The organism is Vibrio panuliri, assembly GCF_009938205.1.
Lineage (GTDB): Bacteria > Pseudomonadota > Gammaproteobacteria > Enterobacterales > Vibrionaceae > Vibrio > Vibrio panuliri.
In genome coordinates this window covers 1129572-1150036 of the sequence record NZ_AP019654.1, presented here as the reverse complement: position 1 = coordinate 1150036, position 20465 = coordinate 1129572, and the positions used below count along the sequence as shown (strand labels likewise).

Annotated in this window: 16 protein-coding genes; 10 read left to right on the top strand and 6 right to left on the bottom strand. The window is 42.5% G+C overall.

All coding sequences use genetic code 11. The annotated features are described in order from the left end of the window. Positions 1-662: 662 nt before the first annotated feature. Positions 663-1994 carry a D-serine ammonia-lyase gene (locus GZK95_RS05230; RefSeq protein ID WP_075716198.1) on the bottom strand — a complete coding sequence of 444 codons (1332 nt, stop codon included), beginning with the start codon at positions 1992-1994 and terminating at the stop codon, positions 663-665. A 16-nt stretch (positions 1995-2010) separates the two neighbouring features. Further along, the gene (gene dsdX, locus GZK95_RS05225; protein WP_075709215.1) at positions 2011-3348 is read right to left on the bottom strand and encodes a D-serine transporter DsdX; all 1338 of its coding nucleotides are present in this window, start codon (positions 3346-3348) and stop codon (positions 2011-2013) included. A 209-nt stretch (positions 3349-3557) separates the two neighbouring features. Here dsdX and dsdC point away from each other — a divergent pair, with 209 nt between their 5' ends. The 4 genes from dsdC (at position 3558) to GZK95_RS05205 (ending at position 7716) form a co-directional block, all read left to right on the top strand. Next, positions 3558-4514 carry a DNA-binding transcriptional regulator DsdC gene (dsdC, locus tag GZK95_RS05220; protein ID WP_075709214.1) on the top strand — a complete coding sequence of 319 codons (957 nt, stop codon included), beginning with the start codon at positions 3558-3560 and terminating at the stop codon, positions 4512-4514. A 161-nt stretch (positions 4515-4675) separates the two neighbouring features. Beyond that, the gene (locus tag GZK95_RS05215) at positions 4676-5761 is read left to right on the top strand and encodes a hypothetical protein (protein ID WP_075716197.1); all 1086 of its coding nucleotides are present in this window, start codon (positions 4676-4678) and stop codon (positions 5759-5761) included. Positions 5762-5797: 36 nt separating this feature from the next. After that, entirely contained in the window at positions 5798-6121 is a 324-nt protein-coding gene (locus tag GZK95_RS05210; RefSeq protein ID WP_075716196.1) for a hypothetical protein, read from the top strand. A 212-nt stretch (positions 6122-6333) separates the two neighbouring features. Next, positions 6334-7716 (top strand): tryptophanase, encoded by a 1383-nt coding sequence (locus tag GZK95_RS05205; protein ID WP_075716195.1) that lies wholly within the window; start codon positions 6334-6336, stop codon positions 7714-7716. 51 nt (positions 7717-7767) lie between these two features. Here GZK95_RS05205 and GZK95_RS05200 read toward each other — a convergent pair whose 3' ends face one another. The 3 genes from GZK95_RS05200 to yecR form a co-directional block, all read right to left on the bottom strand. Further along, positions 7768-8187: a universal stress protein gene (locus GZK95_RS05200; protein ID WP_075709659.1), complete on the bottom strand. Its 420-nt coding sequence runs from the start codon at positions 8185-8187 to the stop codon at positions 7768-7770. A gap of 114 nt (positions 8188-8301) precedes the next feature. Next, on the bottom strand, positions 8302-9921 hold the full coding sequence (locus tag GZK95_RS05195) for a methyl-accepting chemotaxis protein (RefSeq protein WP_075709210.1): 1620 nt from the start codon (positions 9919-9921) through the stop codon (positions 8302-8304). A 625-nt stretch (positions 9922-10546) separates the two neighbouring features. Next, on the bottom strand, positions 10547-10864 hold the full coding sequence (yecR, locus tag GZK95_RS05190) for a YecR family lipoprotein (RefSeq protein ID WP_075714434.1): 318 nt from the start codon (positions 10862-10864) through the stop codon (positions 10547-10549). Between the two features lie 370 nt (positions 10865-11234). On the opposite strand from yecR, the gene GZK95_RS05185 reads away from it, so the two are divergent. The 6 genes from GZK95_RS05185 to dndE all read left to right on the top strand — a co-directional run bounded on the left by GZK95_RS05185 (position 11235) and on the right by dndE (position 19279). Further along, entirely contained in the window at positions 11235-11762 is a 528-nt protein-coding gene (locus GZK95_RS05185) for a hypothetical protein (protein WP_151148862.1), read from the top strand. A gap of 28 nt (positions 11763-11790) precedes the next feature. After that, positions 11791-13818: a DNA phosphorothioation-associated putative methyltransferase gene (locus GZK95_RS05180; RefSeq protein WP_075713417.1), complete on the top strand. Its 2028-nt coding sequence runs from the start codon at positions 11791-11793 to the stop codon at positions 13816-13818. Positions 13819-14014: 196 nt separating this feature from the next. Beyond that, on the top strand, positions 14015-15094 hold the full coding sequence (gene dndB / locus GZK95_RS05175; RefSeq protein ID WP_075713419.1) for a DNA sulfur modification protein DndB: 1080 nt from the start codon (positions 14015-14017) through the stop codon (positions 15092-15094). Continuing rightward, positions 15091-16914: a DNA phosphorothioation system sulfurtransferase DndC gene (locus tag GZK95_RS05170; RefSeq protein WP_075713421.1), complete on the top strand. Its 1824-nt coding sequence runs from the start codon at positions 15091-15093 to the stop codon at positions 16912-16914. Before dndB ends, GZK95_RS05170 begins: the two co-directional genes overlap by 4 nt. An 8-nt stretch (positions 16915-16922) precedes the next feature. Beyond that, the gene (dndD, locus tag GZK95_RS05165) at positions 16923-18932 is read left to right on the top strand and encodes a DNA sulfur modification protein DndD (protein ID WP_075713423.1); all 2010 of its coding nucleotides are present in this window, start codon (positions 16923-16925) and stop codon (positions 18930-18932) included. Further along, positions 18932-19279: a DNA sulfur modification protein DndE gene (dndE, locus tag GZK95_RS05160; protein ID WP_075713425.1), complete on the top strand. Its 348-nt coding sequence runs from the start codon at positions 18932-18934 to the stop codon at positions 19277-19279. Before dndD ends, dndE begins: the two co-directional genes overlap by 1 nt. Positions 19280-19313: 34 nt before the next feature. Here dndE and GZK95_RS05155 read toward each other — a convergent pair whose 3' ends face one another. Further along, the gene (locus tag GZK95_RS05155) at positions 19314-20462 is read right to left on the bottom strand and encodes a DGQHR domain-containing protein (RefSeq protein WP_151148863.1); all 1149 of its coding nucleotides are present in this window, start codon (positions 20460-20462) and stop codon (positions 19314-19316) included. Positions 20463-20465: the final 3 nt, after the last annotated feature.

Below are 20465 nucleotides of genomic sequence, written 5' to 3'. Positions count from 1 at the left end.
GTTGACTCAAGCTCATACATCTCATCATTTCGCTCAGCGAGGAGTCGAGTTTGGCTCACTTGTCGCCTGCCTACACCGTCAAGCAGTTTGGGTATCGGCTTATAGTTATTTCTTTAATTATTACGCCCAAAACGTGCGTAAATTCGATAACCTTTGTAATGCCCAACATCTTAGACAAATTTAACATTCACGCTATAACTATTAAATTACCCCTAAATTTAAAACCTCATTTTCTGTGATGTTTTACTTCAACCAAATATAACAAACCAAAACATACAATTAAAAATCAGCAACTTAAGAAAAGCACATTTGATAACCTGATGCGTATTGTATCCATATTGGAAACAATTAAAGTCAGATTGAAAACTAATAACATTTGCAATTTATATTTAACAATATGAACAAGCAGAGATTAATTGAAAAAAGAATATTAATTAATTGCTTTTAAATATAAATATTAATAGATATTGCTTGGTTATGAATTGGTCATATTTCCGATTGAAATAAAAATACCCAGAGAGTCTGGGCATTGATCAATAATTAGCACTGCACCTTGACCACCATTGAGGCGTTGATATGAATTCGCGCTTGAGCAAACATGGCACGTCTATCACGGTAGCAGCAAAAAGGGATACCAACTGGTATCCCTTAGTTCATCAATTCTAGCGACCTGATTTTGCTAAGTACGCCGCCATTTCAGCTTCTGGCACCATGCCGCCACCCGTTGCCCATACGAGGTGAGTAGCGTTAGCAAGCTTCTCTTCAGTGAAAGCCAAGCGCGCTTGATACTCCGTGTTGTTTGAGACATGTACTGCCCCCAACATGCCAGCCAGCGCCGATGGCTCAAGACGAATATCTTCCACTTCACTAAGCTCGCCAAGATGGTGGTACATACGCTCATCTGTAATGGTGTAGTAACCATCTAGTAAGCGCTCCATCGCACGGCCCACGAAGCCTGACGCACGACCAACCGCTAAACCATCTGCAGCAGTGATGTTATCAATACCCAAATCTTGTACCGCAATCTCATCATGCAAACCAGTGTGAACGCCAAGTAGCATGCATGGTGAATGCGTTGGCTCAGCAAAGATACAGTGTACATGGTCACCAAATGCCATCTTCAAACCAAATGCCACACCGCCAGGACCACCACCAACGCCACATGGCAGGTAAACAAACAGCGGGTGCTCAGCATCGACTTTGATGCCTTGCTCAGTAAACTGCTGCTTCAAACGCTCACCCGCAACTGAGTAGCCTAAGAACAGCGTCTGCGAGTTTTCATCATCAATAAAGAAACAGTTAGGATCTTTCTCCGCTTCTTTACGCCCCTGCTCGACTGCCACACCGTAATCTTGCTCGTATTCCACCACGTTGACGCCATGCGAACGCAGCTTGTTCTTCTTCCACTCACGCGCATCGGCTGACATATGCACAGAGACTGAGAAGCCCAGTTTGGCACTCATGATACCAATCGACATACCAAGGTTGCCGGTTGAGCCAACCGCAATGCTGTATTGTTTGAAGAAGTCACGGAACTCTTCGCTAAACAGTTTGCTGTAGTCATCCTCTTTGCTCAGCAAGCCAGCTTCCATCGCTAGTTTTTCAGCATGTGTCAGCACTTCATAAATACCGCCGCGTGCTTTGATTGAGCCAGAAATAGGCAAGTGGCTGTCTTTTTTCAGCATCAAACGACCCGCAATCTTGGTATTGTATTGCGCTTCTAGCAGCCCCTTCATCTTCTCAATATCAACCACTTGAGATTCAATAATACCTTGCGATGGTGCTGTTTCTGGGAATGCTTTAACCAAGTAAGGAGCAAAGCGTTGTAGCCGCTCACTGGCGTCTTGGATGTTATCAGCGCCTAAGCCAACATAAGGTAGACCTTCTTCTAGTGACGTGATATTCGGGTTAAACCACACCACCTCTTCTAAACCAATCAGCTGTTTTACTAATGGAAACTCTTCAACAAGTGCTGTTACGTTATGTGTAGTCATTATTCTCTACCTTTGTTTAAATCATGTACGACAGAAGGAACGTGCCGGCAAGGGCAACAAATGACGCGATAAAAGTCGCTGTCGTGTAGTACTTAAAGATTTCAGACATCGTGGCGCCGCAATACTGCTTAACCAACCAAAAGAGCGAATCGGTTACAATGGTACAACCAATTGCGCCTGAACCTATTGCCAGAGTAATGATTTCTGGACTGACATTCGGATATAGCGGCAGTAGCGGAGCAACAATTGCCGTTGCGCCCATCATAGCCACCGTTGCTGAGCCCACCGCGGCGTGCAAAATGATCGCCACTAGCCAAGCTAAGAAAATAGGATGCATATCGAGATTCGACAGCAATTGTGCCAATACGTCAGCCAAACCACTGCCTTTAAGCACACCGTTAAATGCACCACCGGCGCCGATGATCAGCAGGATATTGGCAATAGAAGAGAACGCACCTTCGGTTTTCTCAAGTAGCACTTCCATACCCATGTTTTGCTTAATGCCTAGCATGTAGTAAGCAACAAAGGCTGCAATAAACATCGCGGTGATAGGGTTACCGATAAACTCAAGTGTGGTGTAGAGCGCCGTACCATGCTCCATGTTAAGCTCAGCAGCGGTTTTCATCAGCATCAGCGCGATTGGCAACAGCACGGTAAATAGCGTTGCAGCAAGTGAAGGCAACTGAGACTCATCTTTCACTTCGAGTGAAACAAACTCTTCCGGCACGGCTTTAAATGGCAGGCGCTTACCCATTATTTTAAGGAACAGTGGGCCGCCCACTAGCGATGCCACTAAACCAATCAACAGACCATAGAAAATGACCGAACCAATATCTGCGCCCAACTCGTTGGTCACAAACAGAGCCGCTGGGTGTGGCGGCACAATACAGTGCACAGCCATCAGCGCAGTACATAGCGGAATCGCTAAATTAAGCAGTGAAGTGTTGGTCTTTTTAGCGATCGAAAATGCAAGAGGGATAAGCAGCACCACGCCAACTTCAACAAACAGTGTAATACCACAAACCAAGCCAATCAGTACCATGATCACTTCCGGCGATAGCCAACGAATCTTTTGTAGGGTGATACCAATACGCTCTGCCGCACCTGAGACTTCCATCATCTTACCTAAGATGGTGCCAAGCCCAATCACCACAGCCAAAAAGCCTAATGTGCCGCCAATGCCACTTTCAATCGCACTCACCATTTCTAGTGGCTGCATGCCCATCATGCCACCAACATAAAAACTGGCGAGTAACAGGGCTAAAAACGGGTGAAGTTTGAATTTAACGATCGCAAATACGATCATCAAAATACTGGTTATGAGGGTCGCAATGACCCAGAGGTTAGATTCCATGTACAGACCTATATAGTTGTTTTAATTGCAATAAATTAAACAAGCATTCGACTAGGCTGACAAACGATCAAAACTCACCTTTAGATGAGCTAGATTAAAACAAAAACGTGATTCACCTCAGAATTCGTCAATAAAACCCCTCTTAGATGACATCAAATCACGCAAAAGCATTACCATGCCGCGACATAACCTCACCTTGAGTTAGTTTGATGTATACCAAAGACAATATTTTTGCACGCAACCAACGAATCAATAGCTTTCAACTCTCTAAGTTGCATACGTTTGAAGTCGCAGCTCGCCACTGCTCTTTTTCACTCGCGGCAGAAGAGCTTTGTATGACGCCAAGTGCCATTTCGCACCGCATTAATAAACTGGAAGATGAACTGGGGATTGCTTTGTTTGTTCGTTCACATCGCAAAATCACTTTAACCCAAGAAGGTGAGCGTATTTATTTAGCGCTTAAAAGGACGTTAAACGAGTTAAATCAAGAGGTGATGGATGTTCGTAGTGGCGATATTTCTGGAGAACTCACTATCTATTCGCGACCTTCATTTGCTCAGTGCTGGCTAGTACCGCGAATCTACTCTTTCAAGCAGCAATACCCATTAATAGAGCTGAAAATTTTAACCGGTAACGAGAACATTAACTTTCAAGGCTATGGTATCGACGCCGCAATTTACTTTGATGAGCACATGCCCGATAAGATGTGGCACAAAGAGCTGATGGGCGAACGCATTGTTCCTGTGTGCACTCATCACTATGCGCAGCAGTTTGATCTTATTGATAATCCGACAAACCTTCATCACGCGACCTTATTGCATGATAATCAAGCATGGGACTACAACTCACACCATGATGAATGGGCTTTATGGGCGCAACAACATGGTATCGAGGATATTGATGATATTGCTTGTATCTCTTTCGACCGCTCAGACTTAGCCGTTATCGCCGCAATGAACAACGCGGGAATCGCCATGGGACGCTTGTCATTGATAAAAAAACGTTTACTTACAGGTGAACTGATAACCCCGTTTGCTGATACTGCTCTAACTTGTGCGCAAAAATATTATCTCGTTAGCGCCAACCCTACACCATCTCAAAAACTGCAACTGTTTCTTGGTTGGCTTGAAGAGCAAATACGGATAAGTGAACCTTCAACTCAATAACCTGAGCTGCAGAAAAACTCGCACTTTATCTCTTAGCTGCCTCAACTTTGCACCATAGAGGAAATTACATTTGGCTACGTAGATGGGTGTGAGTTTGGTCATGAATCGTCTTGCTGAATTGGGTAAGCTAATAGCCCTCATTTGAGGCAAAGGAATGCAAGATGAAATCGACATGGCTTAGCGTAGCAGGTGCTTTTGTTCTAACGGCCTGCTCCACCACACCCACTACCAATATCGCCGAGTTTGGGCTTTCAATTGGGCACGTCACCGATGAGATCAACATCAGCTTAGATGAACTCAGTTCGCTATCGCTGCAAAGCCAAGCTGATTCATTGGCCTATCTCACCTTAGACCAATCCCGAGAACAAGTCTGCGCGGGCAGCGCGTCACAAATTATTCAAGGAGAGATCATCGTTAATCCGGCTGAGTGCAATATTCCACTACGGCTAACTGACCTCGACTCAATCGTAGACCCCGCCTCTCCAGAGCGAAGAAAGCAGATGTTGATTCTGCAAGCCAATCGACAACTGGCGGAGTATGCCAAAGCACTCACTGACCTAGCGAACGTCTCTTCTAAAGTCGAAATTCAGCAAAGTGCACTTACATTAACTTCCTCGGTTAGCTCTCTTAACGACGCTTATCTGTTACTAAGCTACGCACAACATGCCGAGCGTGAGACGATAATTGCCAGCAAACAAGCGCAGTTTGAGCAAAACGAATCTTTAATTGCTACCTCAGTCGCGGGGTTTGCCTCCGCCATTACCGAAGAAAAACGCCGAGCAGCGCTCAAAGAGGTGATAAACCAAGGCGATCGAGTGATCACTAAACTGGTACCGATAATTGTTAGCGAACTGAATCGCTCTAAACTGCATCAAACCAAAGCAACAATGGAGCTTTCAGCGTTAACTGACGATTTAATTCAATACAATCAAGCTTCGGTTAAAAAGCCGCTAAAACATGATAAAGCGGCAAAAAGCATTGCTGAATTTCATCAGCGCTACCTCGAAATTCAAGCGGCGGCACTAAAAGATAAGCAACTGGTTAATGCATTTGAACAAATTGCCCAAAGTCATCACCAAATTACCGCGCAGGTAAATAAAGACCGTTTCAGCAGCAAAGAAATCGTCGCGTCGGTATCGCAACTCAACAAGCACTACAAAGACTTAAACAGTTTTAAAAAGTTAATCGAGAGTTGCAGTGGCAAAATCACTAAAGGTGAAGACGGTTTCTTACATTGCCAATCATAACAATGCCCAAGGCCTGCTAAGTAAAAGGAGTTTACCATGCCCACAGTAAGACAAAGTATTGTTGATGCCATCAATGAGCTAAACAAAGTACTGCCTGTGATCGCCAACGATCAGGCGCAATTTTCTATGCTGATGTTGCAACGTTCGCGTTTGCAGCGACAGTTGGTATTAGTGCTGTCTGACACACTCACTGGCAGCGATACCGATTTGAGCGACGCACTCTCAGCGCTGCAAGAGGCCACCGACAGCGCCAAAGAAGCCCAAACAGACATCGCTAACGTTAACCGCATGCTAGGAAAAATGAGTAAAGCGATTAAAGCGGTTGGTAAAGTCATCAAAGGGATCAGTGAGGTGGTGTAACGGGATGACCGTGATAGCGTACAGTTTGCCCGTATTGACAACGCCAAGCGCTCATCCAAGCCGCTAAGGAATGAGACCGGGATCAAGGTTCATCAATATTCCGCGTCTCAATCTCGTGATACATGATCTCGTAGCTTGTTTCGCTCAGTTCAAAATAGAAAATACCCTCCAAATTATTTCCAAAAATGCAGTAATAAATTGGAGAGTTCGTAATGATTTACCCAGCAGAACCATTCCGTATTAAAGCGGTAGAACCCGTAGCAAAAAGTGATCGCGAAACACGCGCACAAAAAATGGCGGAAGCTGGCTACAATACCTTTTTGCTTGAAAGCAAAGACGTCTATTTTGACCTACTGACCGACTCTGGCACCAGCTCGCTCAATGCAAGACAATGGGCAAGCATGATGCGTAAAGAGCCGTCTTCTTCCGCCAATACCACCACGTGCGAGTTAGAAGAGACCATTCGCAATTCATTTGGCTTTAAACATGTTATCCCGACAACCAGAGGCCAAGGGGCTGAGAGTATTCTTGCTGGCTTAACGATTTCTGGCGGTCAGTCAGTATTAGGCAACATGTGCACAGCATCGCACCGCTTCCATATGGAAAGACAAGGTGGTTCATTTATTGATGTTATCCGCCCTGAAGCCTATAACACCGCGCTTAGTATCCCATTTAAAGGTAACTTAGACCTGAGCAAACTCGAGGCGGTGATCGCTGATAAAGGCGCGGATAAAATTGCCTATATTCGCATTGCGGCAACAGTCAATCTTGCCGGCGGACAGCCAGTTTCTCTTGAAAACATGAAGGCAGTTCGTCAACTTGCCGATCAACACCAGATAAAAGTCTTCTTTGATGCGACTCACTGCATTGAAAATGCCTTCTTTATTCAAGAACAAGAGCCAGGCTACGCGGATAAATCCATTCAAGAGATCTTGCTGGCTATGTTTAGCTACGCAGATGGCTGCGTGATTAACGGTAACAACAAAGAGTGCTTAGTCAGCAGTGGCGGGATCCTGTGTCTTAACGATGAGCTGTTGTTTGAAGAAGCAACCGATATGATCATGCTCTACTCGGGTATGCCAATGTCAATGGATCAAGACACTCAATCCATGCTTAGTGGAATCCGACAATCCATCGCGGTGGCGCTGCGTGATTCAATGGAGCAAGACTATATCGAACATCGCGTAAAACAAGTCCGTTACCTAGGCGAGAAGTTAAGAGCCTCAGGAGTACCTGTGATTGAACCCATCGGTGGACACGCGGTTTTCCTTGATGCGAATCGCTTCTGCGCGCACCTGCCTGCTGAGCAATTGCCAGCGCAAAGCCTAACGGCCAGCCTCTATATTGAAGCTGGAATTCGCGCGATGGAGCGTGGTGTGGTCTCTGCTGGAGCGAGCGTTGCTAACAGTGATGAGTCTATTTTAGAAACGGTACGCCTAGCGATTCCTCGCCAAGTCTACACCTATGCCCATATGGATATGATTGCCAATAACATTGTGCAACTGCACCAACAAAGAGAAGCGATTAAAGGGCTTAAGTTTAGTTATGAACCAAAATGGCTGCGCTTCTTTAATGCGCGCTTTGAGCAGGTTTAATAAACGAAAAAGGCGGGAGTGTCGTCTCCCGCCCTTCTCTCAAGTTCTTGGTTAAACCGGTACAACCAAAATATCCACGGTGGCTTTGTTCAGTAGTCGACGAGAGTACGAAATAAAGTGACTGATAAAATCATGATGGTGACCACAGATAATCAAATCCACTTGATTCTCTTCAGTGACTCCCTTCAACTTAGCGGCGAGATCCCCTGTTCCAACAAAGAAGTGTTGCAAAGGGTAGTCAACGTAGTCCTGAAATTCATGCAGATACTCCATAGCATGTAAGTTCAACGGGCGCTGCTCAGGCTCAGCCGCAATATCAATCAGGTCGGGATAGACTTCGCCAATATTGCCATCGACATGAATAAACGAGAGTTGCGCGTCGACAGTTTTTGCCAGAAACACCGCTCTATCAATCAATATTTTACTCTCATCCGAAAGATCTAATGCAACGAGAATATGGTTGTATTTCATATCAATGCCCTCTGCTAAGTTGTTATCACAAAGCATAGTCTCAGTGGTAATGAAATAGTGTTTTCAAGATCTCGAATTGTTAAAAAAGCACAGATATTCTGCGCTTTTTGTTAATTAACTAACGGTGAAAAATGATAGCTGTTGCTTCTGTGATTCCGCCAATTCTGAGAGTTGGCGAGAAGCGCTAACACTTTGAGTAATACCCGCCGCGTTAATATTAATAATTTCAGAGATATTATTAATATTGCTGTTCAACTCCATCGTCACTTGAGATTGCTCTTCAGACGCCGTAGCCACCAGCGTGTTGATTTCCGTGATCTCTGAAATAGACGTTGCGATAGATTGCAGCGCAGAGTTAACTTCTTGCGCAAGTTCTTGGTTACGTTCCACCAAGCTTAAGCATGTATCCATACTTAAGTTCGCTTTTTCAGACTGCTGCTGAAGCTCTTCAATAATGGACTGAATTTCTGCCGTTGAATCTGACGTTCTCTTGGCAAGCATACGCACTTCGTCAGCAACTACCGCGAAACCACGTCCCGACTCACCCGCTCGCGCGGCTTCAATCGCTGCATTCAATGCCAACAAGTTTGTTTGCTCTGAGATTGAACGAATAACATCAATCACTGTGCTAATTTTATCTGATTGATTTTTAACCGATAGAACAATATCCGCCATTTCAGCCAAGCTAATGCTGACATCTTTGTTGGCTTCAAAACTTTGATTAAAGATCATCACCCCTTTTTCAGTGACGCCCTCAATTTCACGCGATTTTTCATCCGCTGCAACGGCGTTGTCACGGACATTATCTGCGGTGCTAGACAGCTCATTAATTGCAGAAGCGACCAGTAGAACTTCGTTATTTTCTTTGTGTGCATTATTCTCCGCTTCTTCCATGATCGTTGATAGCTCCGTCGATGCCGCTGCGACTTCATCACTGACTGTCAGAAGGCTTTGCACTGTTGAAGAGAGGTTAATGCAAGATTTTTGCAAGTCGTTATTCAGCACAAACACTTCATTCGTACCGTTACAATCTAAATCGATATCCGATAAATTTCCGTTAGCGAGTAGATTGATATTTTGTTGTGCACTAATAATGGGTTTTACGATCTGTTTAGAGAGCAAATAAGACGCAAGACTAATCACTGCAAACACCGTCAAGCACAGCGTAATGCTAATCACGATCATACGTTCCAAGCTTTGATAAGAAGTTTCGATCTGCTGCTCTGCGGACTTTTTAATAAAATCACTCAGCTTAAACACCGACGTGACCATATTATTCCCCGCAGCAGTCGCTTCTGTATCAAAACGTTGCCAATCCGCTTGAGACAATACGCCGCTTTCGTACTCACCTTTTTTAACGTATAAATTTTGAGCGAAGTAGGCATATTGATTAATTTGCTTCAGCGTTTCATCAGCATGGTTTTTGATCGAATCAATTTGACGCAAATAATTGATATTCTGTGTAATCCCCGTTAGCCAGTTATCAACATCATTGCGATAGTTATTATTATGAACAAAAGAGGATGAGGTAAGAATAAGACGGATCTTATAAGTATCTTCGATAACTTTAGCGATCAATCCTTCTTCATCTAAGACTTGCACAAAATTGGTGTTTAAAGACTCAACATTATCTTTAATGTTGTAGAACGAAAACGCACTCATTGACGCAAGGCATATCCCCATCAACAGAGCCGGCAGCAAAACCAGGTATCGAATTGATATATTATTTAACATTTTCTCTCCCCCGAGAGTGATCATTGTTAATTATGAATAGACTTTCCACCTTGAAACATATAGTTACAAAGCGCGGGCACTATAACGGTTAATATGAAATAGCATTACTATTTTTATAACAATAATTTCTATCAAAATGATAAATAATAGATATGATGAATATTTAACTGGAGGGAAATGCTTAAAACAGGCGGAAGATTTACTAATGGTGACTTTTTATGCACGCTATACTGTATATTTTTTATCAAATGGAAAGTCACTGATTTCAGCGAATCTCTATCAATCATTACTTTTAAAGCAAGTATTTTATAAATATCGCTTAATATTGAGCCACCTCTAGCTCAAAAAACGAACTCGCCTATACATAAAAACCACTAACTTAAATGTGATATTAATTCCAAAAATAGAGGGATATTTCACCTTGCAGCTTTGCTTAAATTCGAACCAGTGTTCAGGCTCTGAATTCTGCAACTTGAAATCAATGGAGTATACTCATTCATCTTTAATATTTCGCTTTACTATGCATCAATGATAGCAGCACAAAAATTTAACTTATTTATCTTATATTGCTGGTTTTTATATACGCTAGATATAAAAAAGGGGCTGATTAGCCCCTCATAAATGCTCAGTGAGTGCACTGATAAATTTGCGTATAACGTGTCGATACACAACCAAATAGTTTGTCGCGGCGAGCACATTGCTCAAGTGGTATGCCGAGACTTTGGGCGTTTTTAAACCCCCAAGCTTTGCAGCCCTGTTTGGCTATCGTGAAGGCATCTTGCTCATCGACAATCGCTTGTTGAAACAAGCCTTCGTCATAAGCCAGCATAATCGTTGCGTCACTCTTACTGCCTTGGGTAACAAACCAGTCTTTATTTACAGGGTTAGCACAACCAGCCAATGTTGCCACTGCAACCAGCACTACTGTTAGTTTGAATCTCATCAGTGTTCTATATAGCGATTCGAAAAAAGGTGGCGCATTTTACACAAGATTTGCAGATGTGCATGTTTATATTTTTACGGCTTACTACCCCCCTCCTTGCTTTATGAAGAGCAATTTAGTTTGAACATCGATACAAACGCTAACAGGTTACACTCGCTGTTTTCTTATTTACTTTATTGATCTATATAATGAGTCATGCTTGTGCTGGATATGATACTTCTTCACTGATATAAAAGTTGTCACGTTACAGTTAACCCTTTGAATTGGTTTACTTTGCTCGCGATAATGCCACCCAAAGCTCTGGGAAAAGCGTTTAAGCTATGTGGCAGCGAAGCACCCCATATAGAGCTCCCATTTACTGGAGATAAAAATGAGAGAACGTCTCGAGGGATGGTATCGTTCTAAACATCCTAGCTACCAACTAAGTAATCAGCCAAATAACTCGTCAAAGGCAATGCTAAGTCAGTTGATTCAAGAGATACTGTTACCGCTTGAGAGCAAGCTCGGAGAGGTAACCATCACTTACGGATTTACTAGTCATCCATTACTACGCTATATCCTTCAGAATAGCCCCGGAGATATGGCTCCAGAGATTGATCAACACGCCGCAATGGAGTTAAACAGTCGAGGGAATCGCATCTGTAAGCGGGATGGTGCTTCATGTGATTTCTATATTAGAGGCTACGAAAACAAAATGGATAAAGTTGCCAAATTTATCTGTACCAATCTTCAATTCGATAGACTCTATTTTTATGGCAAGGATAAACCAATACATATCAGTGTCGGTCCAGAAAGTACGCGTTTTGCGCTAATTCGCAAAAGACGCAGTGATGGCGTTCGAGTTAATTCAAAAAGTGCAAAAGGTAGTGCCACACGCACCCTATTCGATGATTTATAATTCTGTAAAACACTACTAGGAATCGGGAATGAACGACGAGCTATTTGCACAGTTAGTTGCAAACATCAAAGTGGGTAAACAGTTACCGGATGCGATTTATCTTCACAGAGATGCATTTAACGCTCTACCCGCCACTCTCTCGCAATTTATTCCCGCAGTTGCAAAAGCAGTAAGCCTTGCAGATAATAACTGGAATCTCGTTAAGCTATTTAAGAAAGAGTTTCGCTTATCACTACTGCACTATCCTGATTTTTATACCGACTCCTACCCCGCTCTTAAACAAAGTTTAAACGTCGACCTATCAAAACTGAGCCATAAAATCACAAGCTATGAAGACTCAGAAAATCCACCTATATTGCATCGCAAAGAGACTATGGTTCTGCCAGACAGTGAATATTACCAACACTTTACCTCGCTAACCGAGGAAGGTGAAAATGCGGGTCTGTATGAAAACAGTCGACTGATTGGATTCAAACGCTCATGGGAAAATGTAATCACACGTCATGGCTATGAGCTCGTTGATGGTCGGTTATTTCGTAGTTCAGCCGTTATTCAACCTGAAGAGTCAGGAATAGATAGACACAAAACAGCGATTGTTAGGCATGAACTTTCAGCCCCGATGAAGTCACTCGTTAAGCATGGCTACTTAGAAGGCACCTACTCCATCTTTGACTATGGTTGCGGTCGAGGTGATGACTTAAGAGAGCTGGAAGCACACGGACTGGATGCACTAGGCTGGGACCCAAATTTCCAACCCGACAACGATAAAATCAACTCTGATATTGTTAACTTAGGCTTTGTGCTGAACGTCATCGAAGACCAAGACGAGCGACTAGAAGCGTTACTTGGTGCATGGGAGCTTACCGAGAAATTTTTAGTGGTTTCAGTGATGTTGGAAAATGAGAACTACATAGCTCAGTTCAAGCCATATAAAGATGGGGTAATCACCTCACGGAACACATTTCAAAAATACTACGCACAATCTGAGATAAAAGCTTACATCGAGCGAAGCTTGCAAGAAGATACCATTACCGTCGCGCCCGGTATTTTTTATATATTCAAAGACAAACTGGAAGAGCAGCAATACCTACAAAGCAAATATAAACGCCACCACAAATGGCAACAACTCACCTCTCCGGAACCAGTTGAAGCAAAAGACAAAGCCAAACTGCTTATCACACAGAACCAAGAACTATTTAACGCCTTCTGGAACACTTGTTTAGAGCTAGGTCGAGTGCCCGCAAATGATGAATTTGAACAATCAGAACAGGTTCGCGAGTTACTAGGCTCTCATAAGAAGATATTTACGCTGCTTCAAGAGATGTACAACACCAAAGAGTTCGAGCAAGCAGAGAAAAGGCGCAAAGAAGATTTGTTGCTTTACTTCGCGATGGGTTTGTTTGAGAAAAGAAAGCCTTACACTCAACAACCTGAATCTCTCAAACGTGACATCAAAGCTCTATTTGAAGACTATAAAACCGCGCTCAACCTTGCCGCAGAACTACTGTTTGCGATCGCCGATACTGCGTTGATTAACTCTCAATGCGAAAAAGCACATTCAAAACTGCCTGCGAGCCTGTTAAACAAAAACCATTCACTGATTTTCCATCGAGACTTTATTGATGAGTTACCCCTGCTTCTTCGCGTTTACGTAGGCGCAGGTTTGCAAATGTATGGTGAGCTAAACGAAGAAATCGACCTTATCAAAATTCACACCACTTCAGGCAAGCTCACACTCACAGCCTATGATGACTTTGAAAAATCAGTCCCATTCTTAGTTGAGCGCATCAAAATCAAAATGGCAGAGCAAGACATCGACTTCTTTGATTATGTAGATGAAAAACGCAGACCGCCTCTGTTGAACAAGCATCTTTACATGCAACACGGACACGAGAGCTACAAAAAGCAGCTGAGCTTTGATAAACGATTAGGAAAATTGATGGAGTTCGATTCTCACGAAGAAACTCAAATGTTCAGGAAAGAGTTTGAAATTCTTTTGTCGAAAACACTTAAGAGAATCAGCGGGTTTAGCCTCGTTTCAGTACCATGCGACTAAGCATTAATAAATGACTTCCTTAATGATAGAAATCCTAAAGCAATACCTGTAAAATGTCCCACCTATTTTGGCATACCTATGTAATTTTTCGCATAGATAATACTAAAACATAACAAACTCGAAAGCTGGTTTGTCAAAATATGACGTAAGAGCTATGGTTTATGTCATAGAGAAATAACATAACTTAGAGCTAACTATGCAAAATCAAGATTCAGGCTATTGCTACTCTTTTCCTGCTGTTAGAGGTATTCAAGCAGGACGACCATTTTACATTGCGACGTGCCCTCTTAGAATTATCCCGAAAATTTTCAGTTATAACGAAGATGATGTTCCTCCTGAGCTAAGAGCACAGCGAACGTTGAACAAAACTCGTATTCCTGAAATGGTTAAGTACCTTCTTGATAATCCAAAAGATTATGTTTTTTCCGCATTGACAGTATCTGTGGGTGTTGATATTTCCTTCGACGATCATGATGGTGCGCCGAATCTAGGAACTCTAAAAGTTCCTATGGATGCACAAATCTTGATTAATGACGGACAACATCGTCGTAAGGCAATTGAAGAAGCTCTGCGAGAAAACCCAGACCTAGGCCAAGACAACATTCCCGTGTTGTTTTTTATTGATGAAGGGTTGACTCGTAGCCAACAGATGTTTGCCGATTTAAACAAGTATGCGGTTAAACCTAGCCCATCTTTAGGTACGCTGTATGACCACAGAGATGAAAGCTCTGAACTTGCTCGTGAACTAGCAACTAAGGTGCAACCGTTCATCGGCTTGACTGAAATGGAGAAGTCCAATATCAGCCCAAAGTCGAACAAACTTTTCACTCTGAGTAGTATCAAGCAATCAACTCGTGCTCTCTTGAGCAAAGGTCCTAAAGATGGCTTCAGTGAAGAAGAGAAGCAACTCGCCGCTGAATTTTGGCAAGAAGTAACTTGTCATATAAAAGATTGGCAAATGGTGATCGATAAACAAGTCTCACCAGCACAACTTCGCCAAGAGTACATTCACGCACATGGCGTTGGACTACATGCTATTGGCGTATTAGGTAAACACCTACTATGCCAAGAACCAAAACAATGGAAAGAAAAGCTTCAGAAGTTAGCCAAAGTTAACTGGTTAAAAACCAATCCGGAATGGATCAGACGAAGCATGAACCACGGCAAGCTAAGTAAGTCTACACAGAACATTCAACTTACTGCCAATGCACTAAAAATTGAACTTGGGTTACCACTAACCCCAGAAGAAAAAGCTCTAGAGAAGCAGTTATCATGATACACGAGCTAAAACTGGCAGAAGACCTAGCCGAATACGAAGACTTTATCAATGCAGAAGACTTCGCAAATAACAGACTAAGCCACTACATTGCAGACGTGCAGCGTGTCTACTGTGCCGACAAACGCCCATGGGTAATTGGCTACAGCGGTGGTAAAGATTCATCAGCTGTCATGTCGTTAGTTTACTTGGCACTCCTTGGCTTAGAACCAAAAGACCGTAAAAAACCAATCTTTGTTGTATCTTCAGACACACTTGTTGAAACACCTGTAGTCGTTAACCACATCAAAGACTCATTAGCCGCTATTGAGAAAGGTGCGAAGCGCGATAACCTACCTATTACTTGCCATAAAGTCGTCCCTAAAGACAATCAAACGTTTTGGGCAAACTTGCTTGGTAAAGGCTATCCGGCACCAACACGCTCTTTCCGTTGGTGTACAGAAAGAATGAAAATTGACCCTGTGAGCGACTTTATCAAGTCTAAAGTCTCACAATTTGACGAAGTGATTGTCGTACTTGGCTCTCGCAGCCAAGAAAGTGCATCACGTGCGCAGGTCATTGCGAAACATAAAATTGACGGTTCAAGATTAGCCCGCCACACAACACTAGCTAATGCATTCATTTTCACCCCTATCGATACCTGGGGTGTTGATGATGTTTGGAAAATTCTTCGATTCAGTCACCAAAAGCAGGTACAAACACCAAACGGGATATCTAAATCTTGGGTAAACAAATATGACCTCGAAGAATGGCGAAACCCATGGGGTGGAAAAAATTTAAAGCTCTGGAATCTCTATCGTGATTCATCAGGTCAAGGAGAATGCCCATTAGTAATAGATGAATCCACACCATCATGCGGTAACTCTCGCTTCGGATGCTGGACATGTACTGTCGTAACTAAAGACCGTGCAATGGAAAGCCTGATCCAGAACGGGGAAGAGTGGATGGCTCCCCTTCTGGAGTTCCGCAACCAGCTTGCAGCGACCAATGTACCCAAAGACAAAGATGAGTATCGAAACTTTAAGAGAAGAACTGGGCGAGTTCACGATCAAATCAAAAAATTACCTTGGGACATAAAAACTCCAGAAGCAGCAATTAAGTACATTAAAACTGAAAAACGTGATGAGCTGTATGATACTCAAGAATTTCGTATCATTAACGATACTGATAGTCAGCCTTTATCGATTGAGATTCTTGACGGTGAAACTGTTGTCGAAACTGTTATTTACCAAGTTGATACCAAGGACTCAAAAGAGCGTAGAGCATGGTTTTGGTCACGCTATACTCCGGGTCCATACTGGCTAAAGTATCGTCGCCAGTGGTTGCGCGAGTTGCTAGAACTGGATAAGAAGTTTAAAGCTGAAGGAAGAGAGATCGAGCTGATCACCGTCCCTGAACTTCATGCTATTCGCCAAGAGTGGATTCACGATCCAAATGAACCAGATTGGGACGACTCTTTACCTACGATTTTCAAAGATGTTTATGGTTACGACCTTGATTGGGTTTATGACGACAACGCGAGTTTTGGTAAAGATGATGCACAGTTAATTCATGAGCTTTGTGACAACTTTGATATTGCACCAGAGATGATCATGAAGCTTATCGAACTAGAAGTCTCAATGGAAGGTTTAAGCCGTCGTAGTGGCATTTCCAATAAAATCGCATCGCTATTAAAACGAGATTGGGGAAGCTTAGAAGAAATCAAGCAAAAGCATGCCTCGCAGCAAAGTAAAGCCGAGTTTGATATCCACCAAAAAGAGATCGAGCGCTATAACGAGCAACTTGCCGATCTAGACAAGCAGCTTCAAAAAGAGTTTTAAATACTGAAATGTTAATTACAAGACTAACTCTCAACAACTTTCGAGTGTTCCGTGGCGTTCATGAAATCGACTTGCGCCCAGCTCCTGCCCGCCTAAGTAAAAATGGGCCGATTAAAGGCACTGAACGACCTATTATTCTTTTTGGCGGTTTAAACGGAGCTGGTAAAACTTCGATCCTAACCGCTGTGCGTTTAGCTCTATTTGGGCGCCAATCTTTTAGCCAAGTCCTTTCCAATGGCGAATATATTGAAGCTCTATCTGAGCTTATTCACAAAGGTGTAGGGCATGGTGGCGTGCAAGATAACGCCTCGATCGAGCTTGAGTTCAAATATAGCCAAAACGGCGAAGAAAATACCTACAAAATCATTCGTGGTTGGAAGCGTGGTAAAAAAGATAGCCTTTGTCTTGAGAAGGATGGCTTCCGAATCCCAGAGCTCAACTACGAGCAGTGTCAGGGGTTCCTGAACGAACTGATCCCAACAGGCATCGCTGACTTGTTCTTTTTCGACGGTGAAAAAATCGCAGAACTGGCAGAAGATGAGTCAGGTACAGTGCTAAAGACTGCTGTCCGTCGTCTACTGGGCTTAGATGTTATCGCAAAACTCAAGAGTGACTTAAATATCTTCTTGAAGAAACAAGGCTCTAGTGCACTAAGCCAATCGTTAAAAGAGGAAATAGATTCTCTTGATGAGCAACGTATCAGCCACGAGCGCAATGCAGAGAAACTTCGTGGTAAAGCGGACATCGTTGACGCACAAATTGAGCTCACATCGCGAGATATTCTTAGTCTAGAAAACAAGCTATCTCAAAACGGCGGCGCTTGGGCTAAAACTCGAGAAGATGAGCAACAAAAAGTAGATAGCTTGCTCAAAGAGAAAGTCGAGCTCGAAAAGCAAATTCGCATGGAAATGGAGACAAGTCTTCCATTCGCACTAGCACCTAATGCCATGCAGCGTCTTCAAACTCAGATCAAGCAAGAACAACAGATTAAAAAGAAACAAAACTTTGGTAACGAGCTGGACTCATTCTTAGAAACGCTACGTTCAAAGTACCCAAGTTTTGATACAGAGATGGCTCAAAATGCCATTGCGGATAGCTTCAAAGCACACGTGGGTGAATTTGATTCTGCCGAGCTGCTTTTAGATATCTCTGACCGCCAAGCAAATACTATTGACTATCAACTATCGAATCTATCTCAAGAGTCTTTTTCACGTTTCGATGAAGCACGAGCCCGTCTTCAAAACGTAGAAGAAGAAATAGATAACGCCTCAAACAATATTGCACGAGCTCCTGAACAAGAGCAGGTGCAAGAGCTTTTTGCAGACGTACGCGCATTAGATAAGAAAAAAGAAAAACTGATTATCGAGTATCATGCTTTGCTTGAGGAAGCGAAACGCGAATTGCGCCAAGCACTAGAGACAGCTCGTCAGATTCAGAAACTACACGATAAAAACAAAGATCAATCCCATAAAGATCAGAGTATTAGCAATGCTCAAAACTCAATCTTATTACTTGAGAAATTTGGGGAGCAGCTAACTAAAGCTCGCGTAAAGCAGTTAGAAAACGAGTTTGTGCAGTCTTACAAGAAGCTGGCTCGTAAAGAAGACTTGCAGCTATCCGCTTCGATTAACCCAGCATCGTTTGATGTTGAGTTAATCGATGAACACGGCATTAAGATCAATCGTAAAGCAATGTCTGCGGGCGAAAAACAGATCTACGCGATCTCAATTTTAGAAGCACTAGGTCGTACATCGGGTCGTAAACTGCCAATTATTATTGATACACCACTAGGTCGCTTAGACTCGCACCACCGTGACAAACTGGTAGAAAATTACTTCCCTACCGCCAGCCACCAAGTTGTGATTCTATCTACTGATACAGAAATCGATAGAAACTACACCAGTCTTATTCAAGACGATATTGCTCGCACTTACGAAATCTGTTTTGACGGTACAACTAAGTCTTCAACTTTGAAGGAAGGTTACTTCTGGAGAGAAACAACTAAGGAGGCTGTGTAATGCTACCTAATCGTATGAACCTGACTCGCGCTACTGAAGAGCAGCTTAAAAAGTTGAAGGGCTATACTGGTATCACTCCAAACGTATCGGCACGTATTGCTTTCTTCCGTTCAATAGAAAGTGACTTCCGTTATCAAGGCCAAGAAGCCAAGTTAGACGGCTCACTTGTGTTGGATAAGTATACTTGGCTTGGTGAGACTAGTGATGTAACAGAGCTAATGTTGAAGATGTACTACCCTGATCTTGATACTAAAGAATACCAACAAGCTTGGGCAGCACATGTAGAAGATGGGATTGCTAGTTTAAGAAACCATAAAACATTAATTAATTTATCATCTTCAATTTAAGGATGTAGGGGTAGGGCTCCCAAGCCCCCTCCCCCTACATATCAATCTGCTTCAAAAGTTCCGCAACCATCGCTGTTTTTCCTTTTGTGGAAGCAGGATATAGTTCCTTATTTTTGAACTCTTCATAATCAACATTAGAAAAAACAGTGTCAAATCGTTCTAATAGATCTCTGTTTATTTCATTTGATAGGAGTACTTTTCCTAAGACCTCAAAAAGCGACAATAAACCTATATTGGAAACTAATACATTGTCTGACTTGTCTTTCACTTTAGACCAAATATGCTTATTCACTGCTTCAAAGTAAGCTGTAAGAATTTGCTCAATAGCTAGGTCATTTTCCTCTTGATACATTGGACGTAATGGACAGTCAACTTCATTCTGTAATCTCTGTCTACTTGGAGAACCACTCAATGTGCGATCATAAATCGTATACCTATCCAGTTTTGGCCTTTTACTTATTAGCTTAACTAACCCATCAACAAATGATGATGTCGAAAAATTCCAACTCCTATCAACATCTTGATTTTTAATCCTATAATTAATTCTTCGATGAAGTACACCGCCACTTTTGCTGAATTTTCTGCAAAAATAAACAGCAAGCATATCGGGAGACCAACTACTTCTATTTGTATGTTCTAGAGACACACCAAATAACTGATATGCTAAGCTCTTATCTACTTTTCTTTGGTTAAAATTAATAGTTGCAAATATCTCTGCTTGAGCATGCGGTTCTAAAGCATCAAATATTGAACAACTAATAGCCATTGGGGATGTTTTTGTTAACTCAAAAGCTTTCAGTCTATGCTGACCATCAATAATAGAGCAGGATTTAATATTTAGATCAGGTATAAATATCTTATATAGATCACCTTGAATATGCTCAAACTTCCATTGATAATCATACTCTAGCAAGTTATCTTGCTCATCATAGTTAGCCGATAATATTATGTTATTAGGAAAACATGCTTGTTCACTTTCTATGAACTTAGCAATATCTTTCTTTTGGCTTTCACTTTGCTTCCTTTGAGCGCCAGAAATAAACCCATCACGATACTCTGCTTCTCGGCTATGGCAAAGCTTGAGTAAGATATCTGATTGAATGACAACTGAATAAAAGTCACCATATGGTTGACTAATTTTAATCGCATAAAACTCATTTTTATTCAAAACTGGAATATTCATGAT

Coding starts and splice junctions, on each gene's coding strand:
- dndE (WP_075713425.1), top strand. CDS start 18,932: ATGCTACCTAATCGTATGAACCTGACTCGCGCTACTGAAGAGCAGCTT.
- GZK95_RS05205 (WP_075716195.1), top strand. CDS start 6,334: ATGATTTACCCAGCAGAACCATTCCGTATTAAAGCGGTAGAACCCGTA.
- GZK95_RS05215 (WP_075716197.1), top strand. CDS start 4,676: ATGAAATCGACATGGCTTAGCGTAGCAGGTGCTTTTGTTCTAACGGCC.
- dsdX (WP_075709215.1), bottom strand. CDS start 3,348: ATGGAATCTAACCTCTGGGTCATTGCGACCCTCATAACCAGTATTTTG.
- GZK95_RS05170 (WP_075713421.1), top strand. CDS start 15,091: ATGATACACGAGCTAAAACTGGCAGAAGACCTAGCCGAATACGAAGAC.
- GZK95_RS05185 (WP_151148862.1), top strand. CDS start 11,235: ATGAGAGAACGTCTCGAGGGATGGTATCGTTCTAAACATCCTAGCTAC.
- GZK95_RS05230 (WP_075716198.1), bottom strand. CDS start 1,994: ATGACTACACATAACGTAACAGCACTTGTTGAAGAGTTTCCATTAGTA.
- GZK95_RS05200 (WP_075709659.1), bottom strand. CDS start 8,187: ATGAAATACAACCATATTCTCGTTGCATTAGATCTTTCGGATGAGAGT.
- GZK95_RS05180 (WP_075713417.1), top strand. CDS start 11,791: ATGAACGACGAGCTATTTGCACAGTTAGTTGCAAACATCAAAGTGGGT.
- dsdC (WP_075709214.1), top strand. CDS start 3,558: ATGTATACCAAAGACAATATTTTTGCACGCAACCAACGAATCAATAGC.
- GZK95_RS05210 (WP_075716196.1), top strand. CDS start 5,798: ATGCCCACAGTAAGACAAAGTATTGTTGATGCCATCAATGAGCTAAAC.
- GZK95_RS05155 (WP_151148863.1), bottom strand. CDS start 20,462: ATGAATATTCCAGTTTTGAATAAAAATGAGTTTTATGCGATTAAAATT.
- dndD (WP_075713423.1), top strand. CDS start 16,923: ATGTTAATTACAAGACTAACTCTCAACAACTTTCGAGTGTTCCGTGGC.
- yecR (WP_075714434.1), bottom strand. CDS start 10,864: ATGAGATTCAAACTAACAGTAGTGCTGGTTGCAGTGGCAACATTGGCT.
- GZK95_RS05195 (WP_075709210.1), bottom strand. CDS start 9,921: ATGTTAAATAATATATCAATTCGATACCTGGTTTTGCTGCCGGCTCTG.
- dndB (WP_075713419.1), top strand. CDS start 14,015: ATGCAAAATCAAGATTCAGGCTATTGCTACTCTTTTCCTGCTGTTAGA.